The 24,583-nt window shown below is 36.9% G+C and carries 29 protein-coding genes; 14 read left to right on the forward strand and 15 right to left on the reverse strand.

Annotation, left to right across the window (positions count from 1 at the left end; all coding sequences use genetic code 11):
- Nucleotides 1–4 precede the first annotated feature (4 nt).
- Genes ABJH90_RS11000 through ABJH90_RS11030 form a run of 7 tightly spaced genes read left to right on the forward strand, consistent with a single transcriptional unit; the run spans nt 5 to nt 4,684 of the window.
- A complete protein-coding gene (locus ABJH90_RS11000) occupies nt 5–766 on the forward strand; it encodes a glucose 1-dehydrogenase (RefSeq protein ID WP_348139256.1) in 762 nt (253 codons plus the stop codon).
- Nucleotides 767–776: 10 nt separating this feature from the next.
- The gene (locus tag ABJH90_RS11005) at nt 777–1,460 is read left to right on the forward strand and encodes an FMN-binding protein (protein ID WP_348139258.1); all 684 of its coding nucleotides are present in this window, start codon (nt 777–779) and stop codon (nt 1,458–1,460) included.
- Nucleotides 1,461–1,469: 9 nt separating this feature from the next.
- The gene (locus ABJH90_RS11010; RefSeq protein WP_348139260.1) at nt 1,470–2,399 is read left to right on the forward strand and encodes a DUF5661 family protein; all 930 of its coding nucleotides are present in this window, start codon (nt 1,470–1,472) and stop codon (nt 2,397–2,399) included.
- A gap of 13 nt (nt 2,400–2,412) precedes the next feature.
- Nucleotides 2,413–3,183, forward strand: coding sequence for a GNAT family N-acetyltransferase (locus tag ABJH90_RS11015; protein WP_348139262.1), 771 nt, complete (start codon nt 2,413–2,415; stop codon nt 3,181–3,183).
- A gap of 53 nt (nt 3,184–3,236) precedes the next feature.
- On the forward strand, nt 3,237–3,731 hold the full coding sequence (locus ABJH90_RS11020) for a hydrolase (RefSeq protein ID WP_348139264.1): 495 nt from the start codon (nt 3,237–3,239) through the stop codon (nt 3,729–3,731).
- Between the two features lie 30 nt (nt 3,732–3,761).
- Complete coding sequence (locus ABJH90_RS11025) at nt 3,762–4,208, forward strand: hypothetical protein (RefSeq protein ID WP_348139266.1); 447 nt, start codon at nt 3,762–3,764, stop codon at nt 4,206–4,208.
- 5 nt (nt 4,209–4,213) lie between these two features.
- Nucleotides 4,214–4,684, forward strand: a complete 471-nt coding sequence (locus tag ABJH90_RS11030) for a hypothetical protein (protein WP_348139268.1) — start codon at nt 4,214–4,216, stop codon at nt 4,682–4,684.
- Nucleotides 4,685–4,715: 31 nt separating this feature from the next.
- On the opposite strand, the gene ABJH90_RS11035 is transcribed toward ABJH90_RS11030, so the two are convergent.
- The 7 genes from ABJH90_RS11035 to ABJH90_RS11065 all read right to left on the reverse strand — a co-directional run bounded on the left by ABJH90_RS11035 (nt 4,716) and on the right by ABJH90_RS11065 (nt 10,369).
- The gene (locus ABJH90_RS11035; RefSeq protein ID WP_348139270.1) at nt 4,716–5,465 is read right to left on the reverse strand and encodes a slipin family protein; all 750 of its coding nucleotides are present in this window, start codon (nt 5,463–5,465) and stop codon (nt 4,716–4,718) included.
- A 246-nt stretch (nt 5,466–5,711) separates the two neighbouring features.
- Nucleotides 5,712–6,380, reverse strand: a complete 669-nt coding sequence (locus ABJH90_RS11040) for a hypothetical protein (protein ID WP_348139273.1) — start codon at nt 6,378–6,380, stop codon at nt 5,712–5,714.
- A gap of 47 nt (nt 6,381–6,427) precedes the next feature.
- Nucleotides 6,428–7,153: a hypothetical protein gene (locus tag ABJH90_RS11045; RefSeq protein WP_348139276.1), complete on the reverse strand. Its 726-nt coding sequence runs from the start codon at nt 7,151–7,153 to the stop codon at nt 6,428–6,430.
- Between the two features lie 16 nt (nt 7,154–7,169).
- Entirely contained in the window at nt 7,170–7,463 is a 294-nt protein-coding gene (locus tag ABJH90_RS11050; RefSeq protein ID WP_348139279.1) for a zinc ribbon domain-containing protein, read from the reverse strand.
- Between the two features lie 82 nt (nt 7,464–7,545).
- Nucleotides 7,546–8,589 (reverse strand): hypothetical protein, encoded by a 1,044-nt coding sequence (locus ABJH90_RS11055; protein ID WP_348139282.1) that lies wholly within the window; start codon nt 8,587–8,589, stop codon nt 7,546–7,548.
- Complete coding sequence (locus ABJH90_RS11060; RefSeq protein WP_348139284.1) at nt 8,586–9,761, reverse strand: M20 family metallopeptidase; 1,176 nt, start codon at nt 9,759–9,761, stop codon at nt 8,586–8,588. Before ABJH90_RS11060 ends, ABJH90_RS11055 begins: the two co-directional genes overlap by 4 nt.
- Entirely contained in the window at nt 9,758–10,369 is a 612-nt protein-coding gene (locus ABJH90_RS11065; protein WP_348139286.1) for a flavin reductase, read from the reverse strand. The genes ABJH90_RS11060 and ABJH90_RS11065 overlap by 4 nt, the downstream gene beginning before the upstream one ends.
- A 100-nt stretch (nt 10,370–10,469) precedes the next feature.
- Here ABJH90_RS11065 and ABJH90_RS11070 point away from each other — a divergent pair, with 100 nt between their 5' ends.
- On the forward strand, nt 10,470–11,582 hold the full coding sequence (locus tag ABJH90_RS11070; protein ID WP_348139288.1) for a site-2 protease family protein: 1,113 nt from the start codon (nt 10,470–10,472) through the stop codon (nt 11,580–11,582).
- A gap of 73 nt (nt 11,583–11,655) precedes the next feature.
- Complete coding sequence (locus ABJH90_RS11075; RefSeq protein ID WP_348139290.1) at nt 11,656–12,828, forward strand: hypothetical protein; 1,173 nt, start codon at nt 11,656–11,658, stop codon at nt 12,826–12,828.
- Nucleotides 12,829–12,910: 82 nt separating this feature from the next.
- Here the strand turns inward: ABJH90_RS11075 and ABJH90_RS11080 are convergent, their stop codons facing one another.
- The gene (locus ABJH90_RS11080; RefSeq protein WP_348139292.1) at nt 12,911–13,765 is read right to left on the reverse strand and encodes a universal stress protein; all 855 of its coding nucleotides are present in this window, start codon (nt 13,763–13,765) and stop codon (nt 12,911–12,913) included.
- Nucleotides 13,766–13,935: 170 nt separating this feature from the next.
- Between ABJH90_RS11080 and ABJH90_RS11085 the strand changes: the two genes are divergently transcribed.
- From ABJH90_RS11085 to ABJH90_RS11095, 3 genes are all read left to right on the forward strand, one after another.
- The gene (locus ABJH90_RS11085) at nt 13,936–14,301 is read left to right on the forward strand and encodes a hypothetical protein (RefSeq protein ID WP_348139295.1); all 366 of its coding nucleotides are present in this window, start codon (nt 13,936–13,938) and stop codon (nt 14,299–14,301) included.
- 71 nt (nt 14,302–14,372) lie between these two features.
- A complete protein-coding gene (locus ABJH90_RS11090; RefSeq protein WP_348139297.1) occupies nt 14,373–14,972 on the forward strand; it encodes a CDP-alcohol phosphatidyltransferase family protein in 600 nt (199 codons plus the stop codon).
- An 83-nt stretch (nt 14,973–15,055) separates the two neighbouring features.
- Nucleotides 15,056–15,667 carry a GyrI-like domain-containing protein gene (locus tag ABJH90_RS11095; protein WP_348139299.1) on the forward strand — a complete coding sequence of 204 codons (612 nt, stop codon included), beginning with the start codon at nt 15,056–15,058 and terminating at the stop codon, nt 15,665–15,667.
- Nucleotides 15,668–15,691: 24 nt separating this feature from the next.
- Here ABJH90_RS11095 and ABJH90_RS11100 read toward each other — a convergent pair whose 3' ends face one another.
- The 3 genes from ABJH90_RS11100 to ABJH90_RS11110 are packed head-to-tail and all read right to left on the reverse strand — an operon-like array spanning nt 15,692 to nt 18,253.
- Nucleotides 15,692–16,687, reverse strand: coding sequence for an MlaD family protein (locus ABJH90_RS11100; RefSeq protein ID WP_348139301.1), 996 nt, complete (start codon nt 16,685–16,687; stop codon nt 15,692–15,694).
- 4 nt (nt 16,688–16,691) lie between these two features.
- Nucleotides 16,692–17,471, reverse strand: coding sequence for an ATP-binding cassette domain-containing protein (locus ABJH90_RS11105; RefSeq protein ID WP_348139303.1), 780 nt, complete (start codon nt 17,469–17,471; stop codon nt 16,692–16,694).
- Nucleotides 17,471–18,253, reverse strand: a complete 783-nt coding sequence (locus tag ABJH90_RS11110) for an ABC transporter permease (protein ID WP_348139305.1) — start codon at nt 18,251–18,253, stop codon at nt 17,471–17,473. The genes ABJH90_RS11105 and ABJH90_RS11110 overlap by 1 nt, the downstream gene beginning before the upstream one ends.
- A 284-nt stretch (nt 18,254–18,537) precedes the next feature.
- On the opposite strand from ABJH90_RS11110, the gene ABJH90_RS11115 reads away from it, so the two are divergent.
- Entirely contained in the window at nt 18,538–19,383 is an 846-nt protein-coding gene (locus ABJH90_RS11115; protein WP_348139307.1) for a L,D-transpeptidase, read from the forward strand.
- 120 nt (nt 19,384–19,503) lie between these two features.
- Here the strand turns inward: ABJH90_RS11115 and ABJH90_RS11120 are convergent, their stop codons facing one another.
- From ABJH90_RS11120 to ABJH90_RS11135, 4 genes are all read right to left on the reverse strand, one after another.
- Nucleotides 19,504–19,974 (reverse strand): hypothetical protein, encoded by a 471-nt coding sequence (locus ABJH90_RS11120; RefSeq protein ID WP_348139309.1) that lies wholly within the window; start codon nt 19,972–19,974, stop codon nt 19,504–19,506.
- A 238-nt stretch (nt 19,975–20,212) separates the two neighbouring features.
- Complete coding sequence (locus tag ABJH90_RS11125; protein WP_348139311.1) at nt 20,213–21,058, reverse strand: hypothetical protein; 846 nt, start codon at nt 21,056–21,058, stop codon at nt 20,213–20,215.
- Nucleotides 21,059–21,287: 229 nt separating this feature from the next.
- Entirely contained in the window at nt 21,288–22,124 is an 837-nt protein-coding gene (locus ABJH90_RS11130) for a hypothetical protein (protein ID WP_348139313.1), read from the reverse strand.
- A gap of 230 nt (nt 22,125–22,354) precedes the next feature.
- Nucleotides 22,355–23,185, reverse strand: a complete 831-nt coding sequence (locus ABJH90_RS11135) for a hypothetical protein (RefSeq protein WP_348139316.1) — start codon at nt 23,183–23,185, stop codon at nt 22,355–22,357.
- A gap of 219 nt (nt 23,186–23,404) precedes the next feature.
- On the opposite strand from ABJH90_RS11135, the gene ABJH90_RS11140 reads away from it, so the two are divergent.
- Nucleotides 23,405–24,577, forward strand: a complete 1,173-nt coding sequence (locus ABJH90_RS11140; protein WP_348139318.1) for an efflux RND transporter periplasmic adaptor subunit — start codon at nt 23,405–23,407, stop codon at nt 24,575–24,577.
- The last annotated feature ends 6 nt before the right edge of the window (nt 24,578–24,583 follow it).

Raw genomic sequence — 24,583 nt, forward strand, 5'->3', positions numbered from 1 at the left:
TATCATGGAACAACTAAAAGATAAAGTCGCCATTATTACCGGGGGAGCTGCCGGAATAGGCAAAAGTACAGCTGCATTGTTTCTCAAAGAAGGGGCAAGTGTTATGCTCGTTGATATAAATAAAGAAAAGCTGGAATCGACTTCCAAAGAACTGGATTCTTCACGTTTGGCCTATTGCGTTGCCGATGTATCCAAGCCAGCTGATGTAGAAAGATATACTGCTGAAACCTTGTCTAAATTTGGCAAAATAAATCTGTTCTTCAATAATGCAGGAATCGAAGGGCCCTCAAGTTCAATTGAAGACTATCCTAATGACGAATTTGATAAGGTAATAGCCGTTAACCTAAAGGGAGTCTGGTATGGGTGTAAATACGTAATCCCCAAGATGAATGAAGGAGGATCTGTGATTATCACATCTTCGGTGGCAGGACTGAAAGGTTTTAGTGGTTTAGGAGCTTATGTAACCAGTAAACATGGGGTAATAGGGATAATGAGAGTGTCTGCATTAGAATTTGCAGATAGAAAAATACGTGTAAATACCATACATCCAGGGCCGGTAAACACCCAAATGATGCGAAGAATAGAAAAGGATATTTCTCCTGATAATACTGCAGAGGTTCAAATAGGTTTTGAAGCCATTGTACCCTTTGGCAGGTATGCAGAAGCTATAGAAATTGCTAATCTGGTTCTTTATCTCGCTTCTGATGAAAGCAAATACGTTAACGGAAACACCTATGTTATAGATGGCGGATTAATGGCTGGTTAAAAATAGTAACATGAATACCAAAGTAAAAAATAAAAAGATCTGCTTGGTATTAATACTCTTGCTTCCTCTAACCTGGAACTGCAGGGAAAAAGCTGTTGTGGAGCATTCACTAAAAGAAGCGAATGTTACAAAGCAAATTTCCCCGGAATTAAAAGAGCTACTAGAATTCGCAAAAATCTCTTTTGCAGATACAACTAAACTTTCCAGTTTATTGGTTTTTAAGCTTATTGATGAAAATGATGATGTTATTATTTCTGATTCAGAAACAACTACGAAGATTTATAAAAATATAATAAAGGGAAGGTCGACTTCTTCCCTGCCTATATTTGAAATTATTGGATCAGATAAGGTGATCCTGGCTGTACAAAACAGGGGATTTTCAGGATCCATCTGGGCAAAAATCCTAATTGATAATAATAGAAAAGAAATTCTGGGGCTTCAATTTAAACACAAGGCAGAATCAGAAGGGTATGGTGCCGGAATCACACAGGAACCTTATGAAAGTCAATTTGTTGGAAAAGTATTCCAGACTGATTTAAATGACTTTGGTTTAAAACAGAACGGTGTGTCCTTAATTAAAGGTAACACAATGATTGATGGTATCTCCGGATCTACAATTACTTGTAAAGCCACGGTAGAAATGATTAATCAAGGATTTCAAAAATATCAGAGCTATCTGGACCAACCATTATAATAATACAAGATGAAGAACGATGTTATCGATAAAATTAAACAGAAAGGATATGCCCTATCTATAATCGTATATCCGATTATGCTTCTTATTGGCTTTGTCACCCATCCCAACCTACTTGCGATGGAACCTTTATTTACAGTTGAGCAACTCGTGGGGCGGTTTCACAATAATCCTATGTATCATATCGGTCATCTAATTGTAACTTTTGCGGTACCTGTGATCATTGTATATTTTGTGGGAACCATGAATTTACTTCAGGGTAAAGGCAAGAAATATGGATTTTGGGGAGGAGTAATTGGAGTATTTGGAGCTTTTATTTTAGCCGTAGATAAAGGTGCATTGTGCTTAGTGCTCTCGGCATTTGACACCCTTCCGGAAGAAGAATTTAACAATCTGGTACCCTACCTACAGGTAATTGTGGATAAAAAGGGTTTTTTATTTATCGTATGGCTAATATTTGCCTTGATGGTAGGTGGAATTCTACAGGCCATAGGATTAATGAAGGAAAAGATTATTGCTAAATGGCAGGGTACATTTATAATCATTGGTCTGTTATTACTAATAAACCCGGATATAGAGTTGATCAGCTCAGTAGGAGCTGCACTCATGTGTATAGCCTATATCCCCTGGGGCATAAAAGAACTCAAAATAAAACAAAAAATAAAAATGAAAAAAATTAAAAAACAAGATGCCAAAGAGATTGGACAATCTCTTGGTATCAATTGGGAAGAGGTAAGTTTAGACGAATTTACTGATGGAATTAATGTTGAATTTGAACATGGTACACGGTTTCCTGAAACCAATGTCACTAATGATGACAAATACCTTACTGGAAAAATTGCCTGGGCTCATTTAAAGGAATTTCCGGATTATTATACCAGGCTGGAAAAAATGGAAAAAGAAGCCGAAGACTTCTGGAAGATAACCAGTGCTCATTGAAGCATCAGAAGATATGGAACCGACAAAAATTATAGATGTTACACCTGAAAATGTACAGGAAGAAACTTTTTTTTGTATCAAGGATATAAAGAAACCGGGATTCCAAAGCAAGCGCAAATGGTTTGAGAAACAATATAAGCTTGGATTGCGGATGAAAATTCTAAAGGACAATACAGATAAAATGATAGGTTTCATAGAGTATATCCCTGTGTCCAATGCCTGGCGACCTGTTCTGGGTCATGACTTTATGTTTATTCACTGTATGTATGTATACCCCAATAAAAATAAAAACAAAGGGTATGGTTCATTACTTATTAAGGAAGTGGAAAACGAGGCCAAAAAGAAAAAAATGGTCGGTATTTGCGCGATGGCCAGTAAGGGCGCATGGATATCAGACAAAAGGATCTTTGAAAATAACGGCTTTATACAAGTAGATCAAAGAGGCAGGTTTGAATTAATGACCAAAAAATGGGAGCCAAAAGCTAAAGACCCTAAACTTATAGATTGGACTGCAAATCAAAAGAAATACAATGGCTGGCAATTAGTCTATGCAGACCAATGTCCGTGGCACGAAAAGTCGGTATTTGCCCTTCTAAATACGGCTTTGGACTACGGTATTGATCTTAAAGTAAATAAGTTAAGAAGCGCAAGTGAAGCAAAACAAGCTCCTTCCGGCTATGGGGTTTTCAGCTTATTGCACGATGGAGAACTAATTGAAGATCATTATTTAAGCGCAACCCGATTTAGGAATATATTAAAGAAAGAATTATTGCAAGAAAGCTAATTAGTTTGATTGTTTACTAATAAAGTCCAAATCTTGGTTTAAAATTATTGGTAATGGAAGCAGTAAAACAAGAATGTTGTCCAAAATTTCACCCTGAAAAATGGAATGAAAAGACATTCAATTGGAATCATAAGAAATTTATCAAAGCAACAGTCCCTACTTTCTTTCATATTCCTTTACCCCCCATGATAGGAAAGAGAATTACTAAAATGATGAAACTGGCAGAGGATTCCAAAAAACTATCAAACAATAAAGAAGATATTTTGGTATTATTTACAGACCCGCATGCTTTTATGTCAGAAATCTATCTCTCTGTTACCGACACCGTGGCAAACGCCAATAACACAACACTTTCCGGAACATTTATGAGTAAGGTTTTTGATGGTGCTTATAAAGATATCCCAAAATTCATAAAGCAAATGGACGCTTATTTACAAATGCGCAAAGTAAAGGCACAAAGATATTATGTGCATTATGCGTACTGCCCTAAATGTGCAAAAGAAGTTGGCAATAACTACATGGTGCTATTCGCCCAATTAAAAAAATAATAGATTGCAACCAGGATTATACATCAAGTCATGAATAATAAAAAAGGTATCGGTTTTTGGGTTTTAGTTTCAACGGCAATTGTTTTAATTCTCTTTTTGATCGTAGGCCAAACCTTATCATTAATAAATTATGATTTAGCCATAGATCTGGGTTTACAAGAATCAGAAAAAGAAATTGGTAAAGTTGGAATAGCATTTGCCAAGGGCTTCGCTTTTGGAGATACAATAATCTATATCCCCATGCTGGTACTTGGAATACTGGGACTAATTAAAGGAAAAAAATGGGGGGCTTTTTTTATGTTTGGTGGTTTGGCTATTTCCGTTTATTGGCCTATCGTTCATCTATATACTATTTCTATCGAAACTAACGCGATTGTATTGAACCCCGAAAAATACATTTCCTTTCCCATCACTTTATCATTAATAACCATTTATGGTTTATGGGGAATTGGCTATTTGTATAAAAATCATACATAATACTAATGAAAAGATCAATTTCTAGCTATCTCCTCATAGTTTTAATATTTCTTCAGGCCATTAGTGCTGTACCTGCGGCGTTAAGTCTTATTAGTGACCCCTCTGGCAAGGGTATTGGTCTTCCTACGGATATACTTGAAAGTGCCCCATTTAAGAATTTTTTGATCCCCGGATTGTTCCTGTTTGTATTTTTAGGTCTTTTACCCTTAATTACTTTGTATGGGTTACTGACCAGAAAAAAGTTGAATTGGGCACAGAAGATCAATTGGGATAAGAAATTCCACTGGTCCTGTACCTTTTCATTTTACATAGGACTTTTATTAATTCTTTGGATTAATATGCAACTTTACTTTGGAATTGCTTATAATAACCTCCACTTCTCTTATACTATCCTGGGAGTGCTAATTATAATACTTAGTCAATCACCCAATACAAAGAGAGATTATACACAAGAGATCATTGATTCACAATCCTGATCCGGAAGCTTCTCCTTCTCCATAATCTGTTTTACTTGCCCGATTTTTTTTTAGATTTTTTCGGTAATACCTCTTCAGGAAACGGAAAGAGTATTGTAGAATTTTTCTCCGATGCAATATTGGATAATGTTTGATATAGCCTCAACTTAATTGCAGAAGGTGATTTATCTATTTGTAGCCCTGCTTCCAGTAACTTGCCCGCAGCCTGTTCTTCTGCCTGTGCTAAAATGATTCTTGCTCTTCTTGATCTTTCGGCTTCAGCCTGGTTTGCCATCATGCGCCTCATATTTTCAGGCAACTGAATATCCTTGATTTTTACATCTATAATCTCAATACCCCATTCGTGAGTTTCCTGCTCAACAATGCTCTTAATGTTTTTACCCATTTCTTCACGTTTTGATAAAATGGTATCCAGTTCTACTTTTCCACATACATCTCTCAGAGCCGCCTGAGAAAGTTGTGTAATGGCAAAAGAAAATTCCTCAACCTCCAGAACTGCCTTTTCAGGATCATAGATCTTAAAAAAAACCACTCCGTCTATACTACAGGGTACATTATCTTCAGTCATTACCTCCTGAGATATGATATTTATGGTGATGACCCTTATATCCACAACTTGGATTGTGTCTACGATAGGTATTATCCACCTGAATCCCGGATTTAGTATTTTCATATACTTTCCGAATCGAAATTTTAATGCTCTTTTATATTCAAAAACAATTCTTATTCCTGCCAACAGAAAAAGTAAGAATACTATGGTAAATACGAATAATGCGCTCATAATGTAAGTTTTAAATTATTTTTGTTTTCTCGTAAAAAAGTCCTTAGATCTGCTCTTCGTTTATTTTTTTAACCCATATTAAGCTTATTCTTCTCAATGCTTATAGAAGATAAAGACCTCCTTCAGGTTAAAATACCCGTCTTTTCAAGTTACGAAATAAATGCCCTGAAACAAAACATTTACACCTCAAAAAACATTGATGCAAATGCCTTTGCTAATTTTGTGAAAGGCTTGATATCTAGCACTTTATTTGTGGCTAACCTTAATTTTATCGTGTTTAAATTTTAAATATTTGTAGTAGGTTATATCCAGAAAAGCAAACCACAGAATAAAGCAAAAAAAGGTGACTTTTTGAATAACGGGAAGGCTTCTTATAAAGGTCCCGGTTTCATAAATATAATAGTTAACCAAAAAAATTATCAGACATACAAGCCCTAAAATTACAAGTGAGAAATATTTCGCCTTATACAGCTCAACAAAACAGCTTATAAAGGCTATTACCCCAAAAATTCCTGCGATACGAACTGTAATATCATGAGTTCCTGATGTGAGAGACATTGTAATCAGTAATGCCAAAATCCCAGTCAACCACATAACAATGAGATTGATGCTTTTATTCGAAAATAACCCGGGTAAATAATACCATAATAAAACCAGGCTTATACAAAGTACTCCCAGCGAAGCTCTGGCAAAAAAACGCGCAGGATTTAGTTCACCGTTTATGGCATTACGGTCTAATAAATCACAGAGATAATTGTTCCAAAAATTGAATCCTTCCTGATCTATTACTATCCATGAACCTCCCGGATAATTTATGGCTGCCAAAATATACAGTAGAACAAATAAACCCATTCCTGCAAGTGGTAAGAGCATTATAAAAGGTTTAGGAACTACCGGGAGTATATCTATTTTCATAAGCCTATCGTATTCCGAGTTAATAAAGTGCCTAAAGGAATGAATGACTATTGCAGAGTAGTCCTGTATAAATTCTCCGCTCTTCTTTTTATACCATAACACATTTTCCTGTCCATAGCAAACACAATAGGTTCGGCCATGGGTCCAAATAGCAAACTGTTTTTGAGGGAAGGGCTGTAATCTACTCTATTTCTGGAGATAAATCTGGACCTATGTTCATCAATTGGTTCTACCATCCACAACCAACTTAGATGCAAATAATTCATTGGGGATTCTAAAGCCTGATTGTAAACAGAATTTTTATTTAAATCATACCAATTTTCAATGACCAAAGCTTTTCCATGTTCGCAAATTACAACAGGGTAAGTATCCTTTGGACTAAAAGGAATTAAATCGCCTATTTTGAGTTGTTGAAATTCAGGTAAAATTTTATCCGAATTATAGATTTGCAAGCCAAATATATTTTCTAATGCCTCATAGCTATAGAAACCACCTCTTCCCTGCCCTATTTGTGCAATCCATGGCCAGACCAATTTTGCCGGGGCATTTATTTCTATGGCGTGAACAAACTCTGAGCGCGGCTGTGGTACTAAATGATCTCCAGGAAATGGAGAATTGGCCTCCTTGTGGCTCAATCCCCAGCGATCTCTTAATGGTTTAAAAAACAAGGTTAAAAAGGCAGATATAATTATAAGTATTCCCTCTACTCCTTCCATAACCTGAAGGAGTGTAAAGCGTGATCTTCGTTGTTCATTAAGTGAAACTGTTCCCATGGTTAGCTTTTCAGCGTTATTCTCTTTTCTGTTTGGCTTTATTTGATTTCCTCCAACGCCTTAATTTAGGAAGTGTATTCCTGGCTAATTTAGAAGCGGTAGTTTTTGACATTCCGAGTTTTTCGGCAATCTTAATATTCCTGGCCATTTTTTCTTCAAGGCTAATCCCCTGATCGATAAACTGGCCTTCTTCATAACAATGATGGCAATACTCCGTATTTATACTTCCATCTCTATCCGTTCCAAAATCTGTCATATTCTTCATTGGCATACCACAACTCTGACAAATATTCTTTTCTGAAGTTTTCATGCTTAAACTAATTTTATTTTTCATTTCTAAGATAAAACTCAAGAAATTATTTCAGTATGATATTTATCAGCTTATGGGCGTGTTAACCATAAACACTCCTTTTTCCTGATAAAGAAAAACCCGTTTTTGCCGACAGCACCTCTTTTAACTCCTCAGAAGTTGAAGAATCAATTAAATTCAGAGCCTTAACATTACAAAGTTTTTCAACCATACTAACTCCTGCCAGCGTATTGGATGCAATCCCGGTTACGATGTCCGGAATAATCTCGAAGGCTTTCATTAAACCGTATACAGCATATGGATCCGAAGCGCTAAGAACCGTACATTTAATATGCTCTCTCAAAGCGTTAATAGCCAGATCTCCATTATAGGGCTCCAAAGGCGATGCACCTATCTCAATAATAGCTACATCAGCATTTTGATGCTCGATTCTGCTCATTAGCTGATCTAACTTTGTCTTGTAAACGTCTGCCGGGCAAATTGAAGATGGCAGCCCAACATCCACAAAATCCATAACCGCATTTGCCCCTACGTCCTTAATGGCCAGAATATCTTTATAACGTCCGGCACCGGTCAGCTTAGCGCCAACTACCTTGTATCCGGCAACTTTAAAAAGGTTGGCCACTATTCTGGCAGAAGTTGTTTTTCCTGCAGACATGGAAGTCCCTACAAATAGGATCACCGGTGTATTAAACGGGATTGGCTCAACTGTTTCCACAAAATCGTTCATACTAAGTTTTTTGCCATTTCTGAATGCATGACCTGTATAATCTACTTCCATCATGTTTGGCAAAAAAATAGATTTTGAGGTTAATTTTCCCATCAAACCAGCTCCGGTTAAAACATTCATCTTAAGGTCGGATTTAACTTTACGCCATGTCCCTGTCGCTTCAAGAGTTGCAAAACGCTCTCCCAGTGCACCAACGACTGACTCCCCTCCAATTACTCCCCGCATTCTGCCGGTTGTAAGCTCCAAATTCAAGGTGTTACTTCCAGGATCCAGGATCTTACTTACAACATAATCGCCGGTTTCCCAATGTTCCCTGTGAAGTTTTTCAATGTTGAATTCCATTTCAGCCAAATCAGAAATTCTGGTTAATGACGTATAAATAAATTGATGGTTCATGTTTTTTCATTTAAAGGTTCTAATAACAATAAGAGTGTCAAAAGTGCTGTTCTTTCAACAAGCTTATTTTGTAAAATATACTCGTGCGCTGCATGCGCACCATCACCAGGGGTTCCAAGGCCATCCAGAGTAGCAGTAAAGAGGCTGGTTGTATTGGCATCTGAACCTCCCCCGGCAGTTGCTTCTTCAAGGTCCAGTCCTAATTCTTGTCCCTGTTTTTTTGCCAATTTCCATAAATGCTGATTACGGGGAGTTTTTTCCATCGGCGGTCTGCCTATCCCCCCTTCAATTTCCATTTCAACATCTTTATGTATAGGCTTTAAGGCTTTTATTTTTTTTGTTATCACATCCCCATCTTCAACTTTAAGGACTCTAACATCAATTACGGCTTTACTTAAAGGTGCAATGACATTGGGTGAGATACCCCCTTCGATCATGCCTATATTTACTGAAATCCCTTTGTCCAGATCATTCATAGCGTAAAGCTTCTGGACCTGTTGTGATAATTCTACTATGGCATTCACCCCTTTGGCAGGATCTAATCCGGCATGTGCTGCCTTTCCGCGAACTGTTATAGTAAAACGGCCTAAGCCCTTTCTCGCTGTTTTTAATTTTCCATTTAATCCTAAAGGGGGTTCCAAAACATAGGCCCGGTTCGCAAGTTTTGCTAATCTTTTAATGGCATAAGTAGACTCTCTACTTCCAATTTCTTCATCAGAATTTATAAATACTACAGGCTCAACCTTTGGTGTTATATTCAGCTCCCTGATCGCCATCAGGGAAAAAACCATCTGGGTAATACCAGCTTTCATATCATAAACACCTGGCCCATTTATCTTACCTCTAATGTAAGTTAGGGGCATTTTTTCTATTGTCCCTAAGGGCCAAACGGTATCGCAATGACCTATCAAAAGCTGAAGGGGTAAATGTTTCTTTCTAATTTTGGGCCTTGCATACAAGTAACCGCCGGTATTTTTACCGGATACATGAATTGCCAAATAACCCATAGCAGTAAATCTATCTCTTAAATAAGCCAATATTTGGTGCTGGGAATTAATTTTGTCAGAGGGGGTTTCCATACCAACCAATTCCTTTAAAAAGAGAATCATCTGTTCCTTATGAGTCAAGAGATATTCTTGCGCCGCAGCCGCTATTTTCTCCGGGTTTTTCATCGCTTAAAATTTTTTGGAAAGGGAAAGTCATATGTTTCCGTGATCTTAGCAAATCTACCTGGGGCGATATATACAAGTAAGGGGTTCTTTAAAATTTGTTCCTGCTCGTCCATTTCCGAAACTTTTATATAATCTCTATGGGCATAAGCAGCCTTAATTGTTCCCGTAATAATACTATAATCATCAAAGCCATCAATAATTTTATGTAACCCGCACTCCAAATAAAAATAGGCATCGGCTAGTATAGGCGCATCCATAGAAGGTGCTTTTAAAATAGGCAAGGCGTTAACTATGCCTTCCGATTTGGAAATACATTCCATTCGCGGACTGGCACTCAAAGAACTTGTGATTATTTGGTCGGGGATTGGAAAACTAACCGTGAAACCGCCAGTGGCCAACACATTACTAAATGTATTGTGCCTTGGGGTACAGACAAACCCAAAATAATTGCCAAAGCCTAAGGGCATTGCCATATGTTTTGGCGCAAGATCATAACCTTGCTTTTCTTTTGTCCCAATTAAGACCAAAGGAGCTATAGTGAAAATTTGATCCCAGATCGAAATTATATCGTCCAGGAGTACATATTTATCTTCCTTTAAAGTGTTCATAAGAGATGATTTGAAGGGTACTATCTCTAAAATTACAACTCAAATAATAATGATGTAATGACATTGGTCATTGCTAAAATTCCCATATCTAAATACTTTCATGAAAAATCAACAAATGAAGGGTGTATTAAAGCTCGGAAAAATTGCCGGAATTAGAATAGAGGTGCATTGGACATTTACTCTTTTATTGATATGGGTAGTCTTTCTTGATATACAACGAGGTGGAACTGCGAATACAGCCTTGATGAATATAATTTTAATCTTGTTGCTCTTCCTTTGCGTGATACTACATGAATTAGGACATGCCCTAACTGCGAGGAGATTTAATATAAGTACTAAAAAAATTACGTTATTGCCTATTGGTGGCGTGGCATCTTTAGAAAAAATGCCTGAGAAACCAGAGCAAGAATTGATCGTAGCTTTGGCAGGGCCTGCTGTAAATGTGATAATTGCAATACTACTCTATATGGTCGTCCCCATGAGAAGTTATTTTGGACTGGATGCGGATAGTTTGATGCAGTTATTATCGGCACCAACTTTGGAGACACTTTTATTTTATCTTTTCATAGCCAATGTAATGCTGGTAGTTTTTAATTTAATTCCAGCTTTCCCAATGGATGGTGGTCGTGTATTTCGCGCTTTATTGTCATTTACTATGGATAGAGCAAGAGCTACTGAAATAGCCGCAGGATTGGGGCAGGCTTTAGCTGTTGTTTTTTTCATGCTGGGTCTTTTTTTCAATCCCTTTCTGATACTAATTGCACTCTTTATTTTTCTAGCTGCCTATAGTGAAAATCAAATGGTCAAACAGAAATCCCTGGTTGAAGGTCATTTTGTACAGGAAGCCTTGTTGACTAATATTACGCTACTGCATCCTGAAAATAATCTTGAAGATGTTTTTGAGATAATATTAGCAGGTACAGAAAAGGATTTTGTAGTTACAGAAGATGGGGAAATAGCAGGTATTTTAAATCATAAAAACATTCTTAATAATGCTCAAAATGGTTCAATTAAAGTGAAGGCAATTATGAACACAAAATATAAGACCATGAAAGCCACTGATGAGTTAAAAGAATTTTTTGGAATGATCAATACTGAGAAGCAACGCTTTTTTCCTGTAACCGACAAAACCAACAAACTTGTTGGTGCAATTGATGTTAATAACGTAAGTGAATTTCTTATGCTTAAGACACATTTGCATCCAAAATCATGAATTAACATTACTCCCCTGATCCTTGTCATTTCAGATTTCTACATCATTTAATAAATTGGCGAAAATTAAGATCATGAATAATTTTTTAGCACACACATTTACAAAAAAAACTTTTGAGCAGTTAGCTGCAATAAAGGACCAGCATTGCATTTCCATTTATCTGCCAATGTATAAAAAAGGGAAAGAGCAAAATGAAGGTATGGGGCAATCTAATTTAAAATCTTGTCTGAAAAAAGTACATACGCTTTTGGCTGAATATGGAATGCATGAAACTAAAATTAATACCTATCTTAAACCAATCCGAAACCTTATTTTTGATCTAAGTTTATGGAGAAATCCTTCAGAAGGTCTGGCAATATTTTTAGATAGAGAGAATGGGATCAGATACTATAAATTACCTCTTTCCTTTGAAATAAAAACCTATGTTGCCGATCATTTTTATTTAATTCCGTTGCTCCCCTTGTTTCACAACAACGGTATTTACTATCTCCTGGAACTAAGCCGGGACTATATAAAATTATATAAGGGTTCCAGAAATAACTTCAGGGAACTTCAAATTAAAAAAATAATTCCCAAACAGTTAGAAGAAGTTGTGGGTTATGATTTTGAGCAAAATATGTTACAATACAGAACAGGTCATATGATGTATCCGGCAGGGTCGTTTCATGGTCAGGGAGAAGGTAAGGAAGACGAAAAAAAAGAGCTGGTTAGCTTCTTTAGAAAGGTTAATCAAGGGGTTGCTAAAATAATATCAAATAAAAAGACTCCTTTGATTTTGGCATGTACCGATGAGTTGTACCCTATTTACAAGAAAATAAATTCATACCATAAATTATGGGATACCAATCTAAGTGGAGATCCTGAATTTAAAGGTGCAAACCAGTTACACAAAGAATCCTGGGGTTTGGTTCAATATTATTTTGAAACGACAATGCGTGAAAAACTGGCAAAGTTTATTGATAAGTTTCATACTACAAAAACTTCCTGGCAACTTTCAGAAATTATTCCGGCAGCTGTCAAAGGAAAAATAGATACCCTTTTTGTACAACAAAAAGAAGATGTTTTTGGCACCTATAACAGTTCTAAAGGGTGCTTAATTCTTGATTCCCGAAAAGAAATGCGAAATATCTCCTTATTAAATATGGCTGCCATATGCACCTTTCTCCAGGGTGGAAATGTCTTCTTTCTTGAAAAGGAAGAAATGCAGGTTAAAAACATTTCTATGAATGCCTTGTTTAGGTTTTGACCGAATCAAATTATCTCTTTCGATAAGTTTTGCGAGTAAATATCTTTAATAAGATTAATAAAGAGTTAATGGCAATCAATTATCATGTAATTCCAATACTATTTTTTTGGTAGCTTAACAATGGAACCAGCCGCTCCAATTTCATTCGTTTTACGAGATCAAAATGCCAAAGATTCGGAATTAAGGTGTGACCTTCTCTTTCCAACATTGCCAGAATATCTGCATCTACCTCCTTTAAATAGTCTTTTAAGGTGTTGAAAATATCATCTGATAATCTAAATTCAAAACTGATATTTTTATAAGCAACCTTTTCCTTAAGCAACTCCTTGAACCAAAGCATTTGATCTTCTGCAGCGTACTCATTTTTGGTTGAAACGTGTATTAATTTAATTTCAGTATCAAAGACGGATGCAAACTCAGAAATCTTTTCAATGGCCAGGACATCTGCTTCTTCAAAGGCCGTTGCGTATACAATGGTATTTGGCCCTGAAAGCCTGGAATTTTGTGGGACAGACAATACAGGTACAGGAGATTTTTCTATCAGAGCAGTGGCTGTACTTCCTATAAATAAGTCTTTTACAATATTACTTCCTGTCATCCCGACAAATATGAGCTCGGCGCTTATTTCTTCAGCCTTTACCAATATACCATCAGACTCGATACTATTCTCAACCACATGAATAACAGGACCCTTATCACCCTCCATCATTTCTAAATACTTCCAGCAAAAAGCATCTAGTTTTTCCCGGTGACTATTAAATGCAGCCTCCTCTAATCTGGCATATGCCAAACTCACGGTACTAATAAAAGTTGCTGAAATATCAAATACGTGAATAACATGAAGCTCGGCATCAAGTTTTTTGCGAAACACATTGGCCAACTTCAATGCTGAAATTGAATTATCCGAATAATCCGTGGCACAGAGTATGGTTTTCATAGGATACGCATTTTGAATTAATTGAATTAACGAGATGAATCTAGCAAAAAGAAAAACAACTAAAAATGACCTAAGTCATATTCCGTAAGAAAACGGCTATATGATAATTGTCATTTTTACAAATGATTAAATGGACTAATTTTATCTTAAACTCAATAAAAACCAAGCTTATGGGTGAAATAGCTACTTCAGACAGACAAATCACCCTGTTTTATAGTTCTAAATCCAAAAGGGCGAAGCAGACTTTGGCCTACGCCAAATCTGAAGGTTGGCCCGTACAAGAGATAGATATTCTAAAAACACCACCCACCGGAACACAAATAGCGGAATTGGCAGATAGGTTAGGTATAGAAGTAAAAGATTTAGTTAATCAAAATCATCCGGCCTATACTTCCAAATTTGAACCTCATGAATTCTCTTCTGAAGATTGGATTAAAATGATAAGACACAATCCCGAAATTATGAAACAACCGATTGCGCTCCGTGGAAAAATCACCATTTTGGTCGAAACTCCAACGGATATCCTTCGAATATAACCTATAGGCACCAGATTTAGTTTTATGTAAGATCTTTAAAAGTACCCGTAAGGGAATTTAAATACCAGGATATGGCAAGATTCAGAGATTTCAATATCGCAGATTGGTTTTCATTCTATCGGATAGCTGCCGTACCCTTTTTGCTTACTTTAATATGGCTTAATGAACGAGAATTATTTAGCTGGTTTTTGCTTGTTAGCTATTCCACTGACGCTATTGACGGTTTTTTAGCAAGAAAACTTAAGATTACCAGTGCACGTGGCTCACAATTGGATTCTTATGGGGACCAAGTGACGCTGGTGGTTGGTTTGATAGGTTTGATAAAATTTGAGCCCGATTTTATGCAGGAGAACTACCCTCTGATTTTAATTGCTTTTGTACCCTACATTCTGCAAATGATAATTGCGTATAAAAAATATGGTAAAGCCACCGCTTTTCATACCTATCTGGCCAAATTATCCGCTGTTATTCAAGGGGTATTTATACTCTGGTTGTTATTCTTTGGTCCTGTTTATTGGTTATTTTATACAATGATAATTATAGGTGTTTTAGAAACTATTGAAGAAATTACACTCATTTATTTATATGACCAATGGGTTGCCGGAGTCAAAGGTATCTACTGGGCCCTAAAAGACAAAAGACGGCTTAATATTGAACAAAACGGTCCTTAGACCTGAGTTGGATAAGAAGGTTCTATTAAAAGAGCCTGACTATTTTTAAAATTAATAGATATACACCTCAAAACGACCATAAGATGGACAAGATTGATTACAAAAAAGAATTGAAACATCTCTACAAACCATCTCAAAAAAAAATTGAATTTAGAGATGTCCCTATAATGAACTTTTTGATGATAGACGGCGCAGGAGATCCAAATACTTCCTTGGCGTATAAAGAAGCGATAGAGGCGCTGTATACCCTATCCTATACCCTAAAATTTATGATTAAAAAAGGAAAACAAAAGATTGACTATGGCGTTATGCCACTGGAGGGACTTTGGTGGGTGGACGATATGTCAAAATTTGATCAAAACAAAAAGGAAGATTGGAAATGGACCGCTATGATTATGCAACCGGAAGTGGTGACCAATGAATTGATAGCTATCGCCACAGAAGAGGTTAGAAAAAAAAAGAACCCAAAAGCATTATCTAAAATTCGTTTTGAAGCTTTTACTGAAGGAAAAACGGCACAAACTTTACATATTGGGCCATTTTCGGAAGAAGGACCTACTATTAAAAAAGTTCATGACTGCATAATAAATGATGGGCACAAGCTTTCGGGAAAGCATCATGAAATCTACCTTTCAGATATTAGGAGGGCTGCACCCGAAAAATGGAAGACTATAGTAAGACAGCCTTATATATGAGAATGAGCATTACATAAATTCCATTCAATTTTTTTTCTGCTCCTTTTTTGCAGCTTTTTGTTCCTCCTTGGCCATTTTTTTATAATAACCGCGGGTTAAAAAGTTATGCTTAAACGCTTCCATATTCTCATTAAACCTTGCTGTACCTTCTTCTATACTTTTCATGGTTGCTTCGAGCCGTTGGACCAAAACAGTGTCTTTGGTTAAGTAATTTAAAGCTCCTTCCCCCTCCGAAATACCGGTAACCACACTATCCAAATTTACTGTCAACTTCTCCATCCTATAACTGGCGGACTCAAGATTGTGAATAATTTGTTTTATTTCAAGTCCGGCCAGGGAGTCGCGCAATAAGACACCAACCACAGAATTCTCAGAGTTGGCTGCGTCTACAAATCTATTCACTTCCTTCAGCGTATTATTGGCATTGGCACTAGCCAGTTTCAGATTCAAGATGGTCTGTTCAAGATTTTGAGCCATTAGGGTATCATTAAGTAGGCGGCCTAAGGTACCCTTTCCTTTCGTAAGAGCTGCTGTAACTTTTAACAAATCGGCAGTTAGCAGTGCTGCATTTTCAGAAGTTACATTTAAGGTACTCATCATATCTTCAGCGCCAATACGACTATAAGAAACAATTTCATCTCCAGACTTTATCATTGCTCCCATTCCACTTCCGGGAACAATATTTACAATCATGCTGCCCACCAGGCCATCAGAGCCTATAGTAGCTATAGCATCATTTTTAATATGCTTCAACATATTATCCTGAATGACCATTACTACATCTATAGTAGAGTCATTTTCCATTACTATATCTTTTACAGTACCAACACCTATTCCTGAGTAACGCACATTATTGCCTTTTTCAAGGCCATTTACATTTTTAAAAACGGCGTGGATCGTAAAAGTGTTACCAAACATATTTTGTCTGTTTCCTATCACATAGGCTGCAAATACCAGCAATGCCGTTCCCAGGATCACAAAAATGCCCAATCTTAGTTTTTCCAGGCTTGTTTTTTCCATATCGTTATTTTTTAAAAAATGCTTCTACCTTAGGGTCTTTAGATTTAACAAGTTCATCATAAGTACCTTCGGCGTAATTAATACCATCTACAAGTAGAATCATACGTTCTGAAATTACACGTGCACAGTCCACATCATGCGTAATGATCAGGGAAGATGTACCATATTTTTTTTGAATACTTCGCATTAATTCAATAATTTCTTTCGCAGTTATGGGATCCAAACCACTGGTTGGTTCGTCGTATAAAATAATTTTAGGTCTGAGAATCAGGGTACGCGCCAATGCCACACGTCTTTTCATTCCACCGGAAAGTTCTACCGGCATTAAATCTATAGCGTCTGCAAGACCTACGCTCTCTAAAGCCTCAAGTACCAAAGGAGTTGTATCTGAGATATCACCAAGTTTCTCTTTATGCCGTCGCATAGGAAATTCCAAATTTTCCCTTACTGTCATAGAATCATACAAAGCGCTTCCCTGAAACAAAAATCCAATTTCTGAACGAAGAATATCCAGGGTTGGCCTATCCAATAATTTAATCTCATTTCCCATAACCGATATAAAACCACTATCGGGTTGCATTAATCCTACAAGACATTTGATCATTACAGATTTTCCTGAACCCGATTTTCCCATGACCACTAAATTTTCCCCCTTGTACAGTTTCATATTAAAGCCGTTGAGTACATGGTTCTTTCCAAAGCGCTTATAAAGATCTTTGATATGGATTATGACTTCACTTTCGTTGGCCACAGTATTATTGGAACTTTCTTTTTCTTGTAACATCACAAATCGTAAAATATATCAGATATTAAAACAGCTATAAAGTCTATTACAAACAAAAACATGGATGTAAAGACCACAGCAGTATTGGCTGCTAAACCTACACCTGCGGTTCCCTTTTTACTGTAATAGCCCTTAAAACATCCCACCAGTCCAATTGCAAAACCAAAAAAGAATGACTTTATAGTTGCAGGAACCAAATCCCGATAATCCAAGGCGTCAAAAACACGATTAAAATAGAGCTGGAAAGAGACGTTTCCTTTAAAATTTTCAACCAGTGCAGATCCGTATAACGCAATGGCGTCTCCCATGATTACAAGCAATGGAAGCATAAGAGTAGTTGCTAAGATTCTTGTCACGACCAAATATTTAAACGGATTTGTTCCTGATACTTCCATGGCATCTATTTGTTCAGTAACCCGCATGGAACCCAATTCGGCTCCGATACCTGAAGCAATTCGCCCTGCACAAACCAGCGCAGTAATCACAGGACCCAGTTCTCGAACAATAGAAATCCCCACCATATTAGGCATCCAGGATTCAGCACCAAACTCAATTAGCGTAGGCCTGGATTGTAAGGTAAGGACTAACCCAATAATGAACCCCGTTACCAATACAAGAACCAGGGAACGGTTACCCATATGATAACACTGTCTAAGCAACTCCTTAAACTCAAAAGGAGGCCTGAACAGTTCTTTAAAAAAGCGGCCTGCAAAATATGCCAGCTCCCCTATTTCTATAAAGAATTGTTTTATTCCACCCAAACTTCGTTTTACCGTACTCATAGGTGTTTTTTATCATGTAGACTATATACTTCAAATATACCTTTAATACTCTATTCCATAAATGATATAAGTCATATGTACGGACTGATCTTACTCATTGTCTTATCTTCATTTGAGCAGTAATTTTATACTGTCTCTGGTGATTCTAAGGCAAAAGAAAATTGAACTAAACAGCAAGAGCGATGATCTTCAAACCTGTATTTCTTCTTGGGATTTCAATTTTATGTATATGTGCTTCAGTAAAACCTGCCATTAGCTTTATTAGGCCGTTGAGCGTATCTCAAATGAGCTCGACTGTACATGCAGGAGATTCAACAAAAAAGCTTATGGCAGTCAGATGGATCCACATAACCCGTAATGTGGCTATTAGTGAGTATTTTGAATACATGGACTCCCTGGTGAATGCCTATGACTCTTTGGTTTCTTACCCTCTTACAGAACACCTTCTGGTTCGTGCCAATCCATGGATAATAGATACCCTCGCCAATACAGATTACTATCGAATGATAGCACGGGATTCTTTTGTGTATGATCAGCGGAAACTGTTAGTTCTAAAATCCCCGGACTCCATATTGATCCCGGATTCCCTGTCGGCAGCCTGTATTATAGATTCTTTTAAAAAAACGCATCTCGATGTAAATATCCCCGAGTTTAAGCTTCGTATTTATCAGGATACTGCCTTGCTATTTACCTTTCCGGTTAGAGTAGGAAAAAACACGAAAAAATATCTGGCCATGGGTGATAAAATCACCGACTTAAGAACAATAACCGGAAGGGGAGAAATTGTCCGTCTGGAAAGAAATCCTAAATTTTATAACCCTGTAGACCAAAAGCGCTTTTATATAACAAAAAGAGATGATAATAAAAGAACTTTAATGCCTCAAATTCCCTGGATTGAAACTGAAATAAACGGGATTAGAAATGGGCAGATGATACATCCAACCACCAACCCTAAAACCTTAGGTAAAGCAAGTTCCAATGGCTGTCTTGGAACGAGAGAATCCGATGCCTGGATCATTTACTATTATGCGCCGCCAGGTACTGCGATAACTATCCGTTACGATTTAGAAATAATCAATGTGAAGGGCGATAAGGTTAAACTCAAAGATATCTATAGCTATAGGTATTGATTTGAGTGATCAGATCAAGCACCATTAAATGTACTATTTGTTATAAGCCAAATTTAAATATATCCAGTAAATGAGAATATAAGAAGACCTATAACAAATAGAACACTTTTATCATTTAGTTTAATTGGTATTAACAAGAGGTATCTCCAATGCCAGCGAGGCATTAACTAAATCATCAATCTTGCTTTCAACCTGAAAATAAAGTGCTGCTTTTGTGGCAGGTAGAATTTTCTTAAACTTTTTGAAATAGGATTTATTTAGCTTGAGTAGTTTTGTCTGGTAAGCCAATGAACGTTTCACAAGGTCATCGGCTTTTTCATCTGTCATTGACTCATAATTGGCCGCAAAATCCTTTATTATATTCACTCGTTCTGTATGGACCTTGTACAGTTCTGCATTGTATTCATTGTATAGCGACCAAAATGCACCACTCTCAGCCTCACTTAGTGCCATAGTTTCTGCTACTGCTGCTTTCTTTTCGGTATTCAATACATCTCTTACAACCTCCAGGTAATCATCAAAAGACTGAGAAAATGCAGGACTCATCATTAAAGTCATTCCAATAACGAGCAAAATAGTTTTTGTTTTCATTTTTGAGTATTTTTTATTTACGTTTATATTAATGTGCTAAATTACAAAAAATGTCAACCTGTTAATTTTTTTTATCATCTATTACTACAGTGGTACTATTTCATTTTAATTAAAAAATTCAAGACACAAAACCAAATATTAGAAGCAGCTAATCAACGTTGGGTTTTGAATCACCAAGGGAATCCGATTATAATTCTTCATCATTGGTTTTATGCGTAAAATTTAAATCCGCTTGGATTTAAAAATTACCTAAAATGCGCAAGGCCGGGCCACTGAATTTTAAATCAAAACTACCTTTAAAACTATCCTTATTTATATCCACATTAAATTTTAAAAACTGATAATTGACATTCACTCCCAGGTTCCTGATAATCTGGAAAGTAACCCCAGGACTAACATTCCATAAACCCCCGGATATATTATCAATTTTAATACCAAACCAGTCTACACTAGCCGAAAATGCCCACCTGTCTGTAGGGGCCCAAATATACCAAAAACCAATGTTGGGTAGGGGAAGAAATGCTGATATATCACTCCTTTCCAAGCCAGCTGATGTACCTCCAACAAAGCCTTCGCCCTCAATTGAAGCCTTGAAATTAAGTCCGTGTACACCAAGCCCTCCACCTAACTCATGCTTTTGTCCTGTACTAATTGCCCGTCTAAAGAAGATTCTGTATAAGCCTATCTCATAAGACACATTGGCTTCTCCACCTACGGGATATGTAATTTCATCCCACTCTATTTCTTCATCCAGGATAACATTTCTTGAAGTCCCAACTCTAAAATAATCTCCGCGAACAGACCAAAATTTATTCTTGGAAAATCTCCACAAGAAATTAAAATTAAAGGTTTTATCCCCCTCATTAAGACCAAGTGTCCGATCTATATCAATGTCTTCTAATTCTTCTATTTCACCTATGCTGATATTACCCTCTACTCCAAGTTTCACATCTCTGGCCGGAAAATACCAGCCAGCTCCAATTATAAATCTATCCGTGAGAAGGGGATGCTTATCATCTTCTTGCTGAGAAAATGCAGAACCGAATGTCACCAAAAAAACAACAATGGTAAGAATACCTTTCATTTTATAGTGTTTTTGGACATATTATGACGTAAAATACAAAAAAGAGAAGATGTTGAATTCTTTTTTTATGATCAATAACCAAAAGGTCACTATTTTACTTTTGATAAAAAAATCAAAGTGTAACCAAATAAAATGCGTAGTTAGGCAACCCCATGCTTAATGGCACAAAGGAAGGCCATAAATAATTCTTCATCACCAAATTTATAAGGAAAGTTAAATCTGCTTTGATCTAAAAATTACCTATAACACGTATTGAAGGGCCACTGAATTTTAAATCAAAACTACCTTTAAAACTATCCTTATTTATATCCGCATTAAATTTTAAAAACTGATAATTGACATTCACTCCCAGGTTCCTGATAATCTGGAAAGTAACCCCCGGACTAACGTTCCATAAACCCCCGGATATATTATCTATTTTTACATCAAACCAGTCTACACTAGCCGAAAATGCCCACCTGTCTGTAGGAGCCCAAAAATACCAAAAACCAATGTTGGGTAGGGGAAGAAATGCTGATACATCACTCCTTTCAAAGCCTGCCGACTGGCCATCAATAATAGCATTACCCTCAACAGAAGCCTTGACATTAAGCCCATGAATACCCAGTCCTCCTCCTAACTCATGCTTTTGTCCTGTACTAATTGCCCGGCCAAAGAAGATTCTGTATAAACCTATCTCATAAGACACCTTGGCTTCTCCACCTACGGGGTAAATAACATCTTCCCATTCTATCTCTTCATCTAATGTTACATTTCTTGTAGCCCCAACTTTAAAAGATTCACCACGTACAGACCACAATTTGGATTTAGAAAATCTCCACATGAAATTGAAATTAAAAGTGTTCTCCCCCTTTTCAAGACCAAGGGTCTCGTCAAAGTCGATTTCTTCCTGTTCTTCAAGGTCGACACTGCCCTCAATTCCCAGTTTCACATCTCTGGCCGGAAAATACCAGCCAGCTCCTATTATAAATCTATCCGCGAGAAGGGGATGCTTATCATCTTCTTGCTGAGAAAATGCAGAACCGAATGTCACCAAAAAAATAACAATTGTAAGAATGTCTTTCATTTTATAGTGTTTTTGGACATATTAAGACGTGAAAATACAAAAAAGAGAAGATGTTGAATTCTTTTTTTATGATCAATAACCAAAAGGTCACTATTTTACTTTTGATAAAAAAATCAAAGTGTAATCAAATAAAATGAGTAGTTAGGCAACCCCATGCTAAATGGCACAAAGGAAAGCCATAAATAATTCTTCATCACCAAAATTATAAGGAAAATTAAATCTGCTTTGATCTAAAAATTACCCATAACACGTATTGAAGGGCCACTGAATGTCAAATCAAAACTACCTCTGAAATCAGTCCCGTCAATATCCGCGTTAAAGTTCATAAACTCATAATTAAGATTCACCCCAAGATTTCTTATAATCTGGTAAGTAACCCCAGGACTAACATTCCATAAACCCCCGGATATATTATCAATTTTAATACCAAACCAGTCTAAATTAGCCGAAAATGCCCATTTGTCCGTAGGTGCCCAAGTATACCAAAACCCAATGTTGGGTAAGGGTAGAAATGCCTCTGTTTCACTTCTCTCAAAGCCAGCTGATGTATCTCCAACAAAGCCTTCGCCCTCCACTGAAGCCTTGACATTAAGTCCGTGTATACCAAGCCCTCCACCTAACTCATGCTTTTGTCCGGAACTTATAACTCTCCCGAAGAAGACTCTGTATAAGGCAACCCCAAAAGACACTTCGGCTTCACCACCTACGGGATAAGTAATATCCTCCCATTCTATCTCTTCATCCAGGATAACATTTCTTGTACTCCCAACACTAAAAGACTCTCCGCGTACAGACCAAAATTTATTCTTGGAAAATCTCCAAAAGAAAACAAAATTAAAGGTGTTATCCCCTTGACTAAGACCAAGGGTCTCGTCAAAATCTATATCTTCCAAACCTTCGATATCACCCGCTACTTCCACTTTTATATCTCTGGTTGGAAAATACCAGCCAGCTCCAATTATAAATCTATCCGTGAGAAGGGGGTGCTTATCCTCCCCAGTCTGAGAAAATGCAGAACCGAATGTCACTAAAAAAACGAGAATTGTGAGTATACTTTTCATATCTTATTGTGTTGATTATTAAATAGCATATATAGTTAAGTCATAAAATTACATATCAACGGAGTTATTGGGTATGATATATGTCAGCTTATCATTAAATCTTAGAATTGATTAAATAAATGGAAAACTTGTATTTGTTGAGGGATTTAATATTCAAGTTACTCTTTTTTTTTTTCAATGCAATATAAATACTATTTTCACTTTTTAATTCATAATTCTATGAAGTCCATATATTTTTCCCACATTTTAATTTTAATATGCATAGGTTCGGTGTTTTTTACATCATGTAAGGATAAATCTATAGCAGCAAGACCTATTCCCGAAATCCAGGTTATTAATGTCATTAAAAAAGATGTCCCTTTAAACCGGGAGTTTGTTGGACAAGTATATGGCTTTCAGGACATCCCAATCAGAGCCAGGGTTGAAGGGTTTCTTCTTGGCGTTCATTTTGAAGAAGGCTATCCGGTTAAAAAAGGACAATTACTATACACAATAGATTCACAACCATTTGAAACACAGGTGGCATCTTTGGAAAGTACGGTTGCGGAGGCTCAAACTTATCTGGTTAATGCTGAGAATGAATTAGCCAGATACAAACCTTTAGCAGAAATTAATGCGGTGAGCAAAAGTGATCTGGATGCGGCCCAGGCGAGCAGAGATGCCGCCGTATCTTCAGTAGAGGCAGCCCAGGCCAATTTACGAATGTCTCAAATACAGCTGGGTTATACCAGAATAAGTTCTCCAATAAATGGGTTGATAGGCAAAACGGAAGCGCGAACCGGCGAATTTGTCGGGCGCGAGCCTAACCCTGTAATTCTTAATGTGGTATCGGATATTAGTAAAATGAGGGTTGAATTTTTTCTAACGGAAGCGGAATATTTATCAATTGCCCGCGATTTTGAACAAAGCGTGTCTGATGATGGCACTGTAGATCGTCAGAACCCGAATAACCAGGGTAATTTAACATTAATCCTTGCAGATGGAACAATTTATGAGGAAAAAGGAAGCGTAGAATTCCTGGGAAGGGCTATAGATTCCGAAACCGGTTCAATATTGGTCCAGGCATCTTTTAATAATAATAAAGGACTCCTTAGACCCGGAATGTATGCCAAAATACGGGTTGAATTTGAAATAGCCGAAGATGCCATTCTTATCCCACAGAAATGCGTTACGGAACTACAAGGTCAATATTCCGTATTTGTTGTAGAAAAAGGAAATATGGTAAAAGCAAGACAAGTAAAAGTCTTAGACAAAATAGGTGATTTATGGCTTATCAAAGAAGGGTTAGCTGCAAACGAACAGGTTGTAATTGATGGCTTGCAAAAGGTAGCAACTGGTATGGAAATACGGCCGGTGGTTACAACATTCGATAGTCAAAACTCTGAAAACTAAACCTAA

This window comes from Eudoraea sp. (assembly GCF_039969275.1).
Classification (GTDB): Bacteria; Bacteroidota; Bacteroidia; order Flavobacteriales; family Flavobacteriaceae; genus Eudoraea.